The 5,433-nt window shown below is 36.4% G+C and carries 5 protein-coding genes; 4 read left to right on the top strand and 1 reads right to left on the bottom strand.

The window, feature by feature from the left end; all coding sequences use genetic code 11:
- The first annotated feature begins 110 nt into the window (after positions 1 to 110).
- The gene (locus tag A2290_09025) at positions 111 to 1,301 is read left to right on the top strand and encodes an argininosuccinate synthase (protein OGC15361.1); all 1,191 of its coding nucleotides are present in this window, start codon (positions 111 to 113) and stop codon (positions 1,299 to 1,301) included.
- 644 nt (positions 1,302 to 1,945) lie between these two features.
- On the opposite strand, the gene A2290_09030 is transcribed toward A2290_09025, so the two are convergent.
- Complete coding sequence (locus tag A2290_09030) at positions 1,946 to 2,821, bottom strand: hypothetical protein (protein OGC15357.1); 876 nt, start codon at positions 2,819 to 2,821, stop codon at positions 1,946 to 1,948.
- A gap of 246 nt (positions 2,822 to 3,067) precedes the next feature.
- Between A2290_09030 and A2290_09035 the strand changes: the two genes are divergently transcribed.
- The 3 genes from A2290_09035 to A2290_09045 all read left to right on the top strand — a co-directional run bounded on the left by A2290_09035 (position 3,068) and on the right by A2290_09045 (position 5,330).
- A complete protein-coding gene (locus A2290_09035) occupies positions 3,068 to 3,247 on the top strand; it encodes a hypothetical protein (GenBank protein OGC15358.1) in 180 nt (59 codons plus the stop codon).
- 306 nt (positions 3,248 to 3,553) lie between these two features.
- On the top strand, positions 3,554 to 4,939 hold the full coding sequence (locus A2290_09040) for an argininosuccinate lyase (protein ID OGC15359.1): 1,386 nt from the start codon (positions 3,554 to 3,556) through the stop codon (positions 4,937 to 4,939).
- A complete protein-coding gene (locus tag A2290_09045; protein OGC15360.1) occupies positions 4,911 to 5,330 on the top strand; it encodes a nucleoside-diphosphate kinase in 420 nt (139 codons plus the stop codon). The genes A2290_09040 and A2290_09045 overlap by 29 nt, the downstream gene beginning before the upstream one ends.
- The last annotated feature ends 103 nt before the right edge of the window (positions 5,331 to 5,433 follow it).

A 5,433-nucleotide genomic window follows, 5' to 3' on the forward strand; every position in this document is an offset into this window, starting at 1 on the left:
TTCCATAATTAAATTCCCTCCGATATTATTTTTTGATATAATATTATTGGTAAATTTAAAAGGAGCTTTCAGCTTTTCTTTTTAAAATGAGGAGTTCCAAAATGCAAAAAATTAAAAAAGTAGTTCTTGCGTATTCTGGTGGGCTTGATACTTCAATTATGATTAACTGGCTCAAAGAAAATTATGGTTGCGAAGTGATAGCTTATGCCGCTGATGTTGGGCAGGAAGAGGAACTCAAAGGTTTAAAACAAAAAGCTCTAAAAACCGGCGCTTCAAAAATTTATATAGAAGATTTAACAGAAGAATTTGCGAAAGACTTTATTTTTCCGATGCTCAAAACCGGCGCTATTTACGAAGGCCAATATCTTTTAGGTACATCAATTGCCCGCCCTCTTATTGCGAAACGCCAAGTTGAAATTGCACTCAAAGAAAAGGCCGATGCAGTAGCCCATGGGGCAACAGGCAAAGGAAATGACCAGGTTCGATTTGAATTGACTTTTAAGGCTCTGGCTCCCGATCTTAAAATTATTGCTCCTTGGAGAGAATGGAAACTTAAAGGTCGTGAAGAAGAGATAGATTATGCGAACAAACGAAATATTCCTATCCCTGTCTCCAAATCGAAGCCTTATTCATCAGACAGAAATTTGTGGCATATAAGTTATGAAGGGGGCGTTTTGGAAGACCCATGGTATGAGCCAAAAGAGGATATGTTTATTTTGACCGTTGATCCTGCTAAAGCTCCAAATAAAGAAGAGTATGTTGAAGTTGGATTTGTAAAAGGGGAGCCTGTATCTATTAATGACAAAAAGCTTTCGCCTGTGGCTTTAATTAAAGAACTTAACAAAATCGGCGGACGAAATGGCGTAGGACGTGTTGATATCGTTGAAAATCGCCTAGTTGGAATGAAATCCCGAGGAGTTTATGAAACGCCTGGCGGTACTATTTTATATTTAGCCCATCAAGCCCTTGAATCTATTACAATTGACCGCGATACTCATCACATGAAGCAGGGGATTGCTATTCGTTATTCTGAACTTGTTTATAACGGACAATGGTATTCTCCACTTCGTAAATCTCTTGATGCCTTTATCAATGAAACACAAAAGAATGTGACAGGAGTTGTTCGCTTAAAGCTTTACAAAGGCAATTGCGCCGTTGTAGGTCGCAAGGCTTCTAAATCTCTATACGATCCACAGCTTGCCTCTTTTGAAAAAGAGGAAGTTTATAACCAAAAGGATGCTGAAGGGTTTATCAATTTATTTGGGTTGCCGATAAAAGTTCATTCAAAGACATTTAAATAGAGATAATTTTCTAACCAAAATAAGGCTTAAGATTTTTGTATGCCTCAGATCTATGTTTTACTCCACAAATATAGTAGGTTTCTTCTTCATGGTCAATTTTATATATTATTCTATAATCTCCAACTCTATATCTAAATAATTTTCCATCTTTTTGAGAAAATCCTTTTAGTGCAAAATGATGAATATAAGGATTTTGAGCAAGCCATTCTAGTTTATTTATAATTCTTTTTGTGATTGATTTATCTAAATCCTTAAAATTTTTATCGGCATTTTGGGTGATTTTTATTTGATAGCTAATTCTTTTTTCAGCTCCTTTAAAGAAGTCAGCCTTCCTTTTTTGATGTCTTCAGAGGCATTTTCCATCTCTTTAACAAACTCTTTATTATGAGACCACAGCCAATCTTCTATATCGTCAAGAGAATTGGCGTTTTCATATACATCTAGTGGTATTTCAATCATTTTCTTTTTCAAAACTTTTCACCTCTATAATTATTTTAGCATTCTATGATTTTTGGGTCAATGAAAATTGAGGATCAATCTTTTTGGGTCGCCAATGAAGGTTTCTGCTAAAACTTTTAAGGGATAGCAAGGGTTATGTGTATATGCAAATAATGAATTTCTTTCCGTGAAATTTTTATGCAAATTTAATAAGGTAATATCTCTAATTGATTTTCCCCTAATATGCTCAAAACTTCCGAAAAATGATTTTGATCAACTGGACAATTCGCGTGTACTATAAAATATCCTAGAGGAAGGTTTAACAATGTTGCTGTTCTTATCGTATTATGAAAAACTTTAAATCCTAATTTTTGTGCAATGTAAACAAGAGCAGTATCTATTCTACTGTCCGCCACAAAGATTAGACCATCCAGTCGGAGGACTCTTTGTAATTCTGACAAACCTCCTGCTATTTCCAAAACTGTATTACTGGGCGATGTTTTCCCAAAAATCTTGGCTACAGTTGCAAAATGAGCTATTCCTTTTTCTTGTAGCAAAGCAGGAGTATCCATGTTGCGAACATCTGTGGGATATACATCCTCTTTTTCGTTTGCCTCTTTCAACAGCATGTCTATGCCAATCATTCGTTTTGCTCCTAATTTTCGATAATACTCGTAATGAGGAATTGCAAAATTATGTTTAGATTCTTCAAATAATTGACAGCCAACATCTAAACCAATTATTCCTGAAAACATACTTGTGTATTTTCTATAAAAATATCCATTTGGGTCACGTCCTAAATATAATAGTGGGGCAAGATTTCCCTCAAATCTCAAATTGGCCAGTTCTTTAAAACCATCTGCGCAACCCCGTTGCCAACGACTTAATTGCTGGCGTAGCACGAAATCAACTAAGGCATCAATCCTTCTCTTCTGAGTTTTTGCTTGCAAAACAGCTTGAAATTCATTTTTAAAATTAGGAGAGAAAGACTCACTCCATTCATGAGTGTCATACACTCTTGTTTGAGGCTCAAAGTTTAATCGAAAAGCTTGCTCCCAAGTATTAATTTTTATTTTGTTCACTTAATAAACATAGGGGCAAGACGCCTCTTTGATCTTTTTATATTGCCCTATGTCTCCTTGTCGAGACCTCTGATTAATTCAGAGGTTCGATGTCCTCCGAATTTTCCACATATCAAGTTAGCAACCCTGGGCGGGTTGTCCTTTTCCAAGAACAACCCATCGCCATAGTGCTAACTGCTTATAAAAGAACATCGGGTTTTTTTTTGAAAATTTCAGGTGATTTTTTTTGGTTTCAGATTTTTATCGATGAAATTATGTGAAAGATGGAGGCATATTCAAAGAAACAAGATTTTAGATCGCTTATCTTCTGTGCGAAAAGTAAAATACATAGTTCCTGCGAATGCGAACAAATTCAACATTGAGTACGGCATGGAAGAGATTGATGGTCAGGATACAAGAAAATTATTTGAAGTTTTAATGAAATAATGTTTTTTGGTGTATACAAGCCGTTTTTCTGAAAGTCAATAGCTAGAAGGATTACAGCCTTTTTTATTTTTTAAGTAGTAAACTCACGCTAGCATTGGATTTTATAGGTAGTTTGAAAAAGAGGAAGTTTATAACCAAAAGGATGCTGAAGGATTTATAAATTTATTTGGGCTTCCGATGAAGGTTCAGGCGAAAATAAATAAAAAAATAACAAAATCCTGGGCATCTCTCCTGTAACTTAAAACAATTACCTGTTATAATATTGACAATCATTTTTTTGGGTTTTAATTTTTGGGAGGCTAAATAATGTCATCAAAAAAAGCGTGGTCGGGTCGGTTTCGTCTGCCAATCGCAAAATCTGCCGAAGAATTTTCTGCCTCTGTCCATTATGATAAAAGACTTTACAAGCAGGACATAATCCAAAGTATGGCTTATGCAAGGTGTCTTCAAAAGGCAGGGATACTGACAGTTCAAGAGTGCCAAAAAATTATCAAAGGGTTGGAAACGATTAAAAAAGAGATAGATAAGGGAAAAAATCCATTTAAAGCCTCATGTGAAGATATCCATATGAATATTGAAATGCTCCTGATTGAAAAAATAGGGGAGGTCGGCAAAAAAGTTCACACAGGCCGTTCCCGCAACGATCAGGTTTCTACGGATCTTAGAATGTACCTTAAATGGGAAATTACAGAGACATTGATCCAGATCGAAAACCTCCAGAAGTCTTTAGTTGACCTTGCCGACAAAAATATAGATGTAATAATGCCTGGATATACCCATCTGCAACGCGCACAGCCTATTTTATTTGCCCATCAGATGATGGCTTATTACGAAATGTTGCAACGCGACAAAGATAGGCTTGAAGATTCTTATAGAAGATGTGATTTTATGCCTCTTGGCAGCGGGTCATTATCAGGGACAAATTTTGGCCTTGATAGAAAGTTTCTTGCAAAAGAACTTGGCTTTGCAAATATTACGAATAACAGTCTCGACGCGGTATCAGACCGTGATTTTGTTCTGGATTATCTCTATTCTGCCTCTGTCTGCCAAATGCATCTCTCCCGATTGGCAGAAGAATTAATTATCTGGTCGAGTTATGAATTTTGTTATATAACTTTATCCGATGCTTATACGACAGGCTCCTCACTTATGCCTCAAAAGAAAAACCCAGACATGGCAGAACTTACGAGAGGTAAAACTGGCAGAGTTTACGGAAGCCTTTTTTCTCTTCTAACAACTATGAAAGGGCTTCCTCTTGCCTACAACAGGGATATGCAGGAAGATAAAGAGCCGCTTTTTGATTCGATAGATACTTTAAAAGCCTGTTTGGGGATAATGGCGGAGATGCTTAAGACTGCAAAGGTAAATAGTGAAAGAATGTTAAAAGCGTCCAAGAAAGGGTTTCTTACGGCGACAGATATGGTTTATTATCTTGTTACAAAAGGAGAGAGCTTTAGGACTGCCCATGAGATAGTGGGGAAGATAATCGCTTTTTGTGAAGAGTGTAATATGCAATTGGAGTATATGGCTCTTCCCGATCTTAAAAAATATTCCGAGAGATTTACTTATGATGTTACAAGGATTTTGTCGGCCGAAAGCAGCGTTAAGGCAAAGGATGTGCATGGTGGGACAGCTCCAAGCAGGGTTAAGGAAGCGATAAAACGTGCAAGAGCAAACTTTTTGCATAATTAAGCCTGACGCAGTCTCTCGGGGGATTGCGGACAAAATAAAAAAAAAGCTGACCGATTCCGGTTTTGAAATTCTAGAAAGCAAGCTTGTTAACATGACATTGGATGAAGCGCAAAAGCTTTATGTTGTTCACAAAAATAAGCCTTTTTATAATGGGCTTGTCAAATTTATCACTTCAGGGCAGATTTGTTTGATGAAACTTCAGAGAGAAGATGCCGTTTCAAAGCTTCGCGAAATTATGGGGGCAACAGACCCACGAAAGGCGGAAGCGGGTACGATTCGCGCCGAGTTTAAAGAAGAAAACGTTTTCGATGAAAACGGGAGTATTAAAAATATGATTCATGGATCGGATTCCGATGAAAACGCAAAATACGAACTTTCGATATTTTTTTAAGCCTATATATAAACAAAAACTATTTCCTGTTATAATATTGCCAAGAAAGTTTTATGTTTAAAAAAATCGGATTACTTTTAGCTTTTATATTCCTATCCTTTTT

Source organism: candidate division WOR-1 bacterium RIFOXYB2_FULL_36_35 (assembly GCA_001771505.1).
Lineage (GTDB): Bacteria > Margulisbacteria > WOR-1 > XYC2-FULL-46-14 > XYC2-FULL-37-10 > XYB2-FULL-36-35.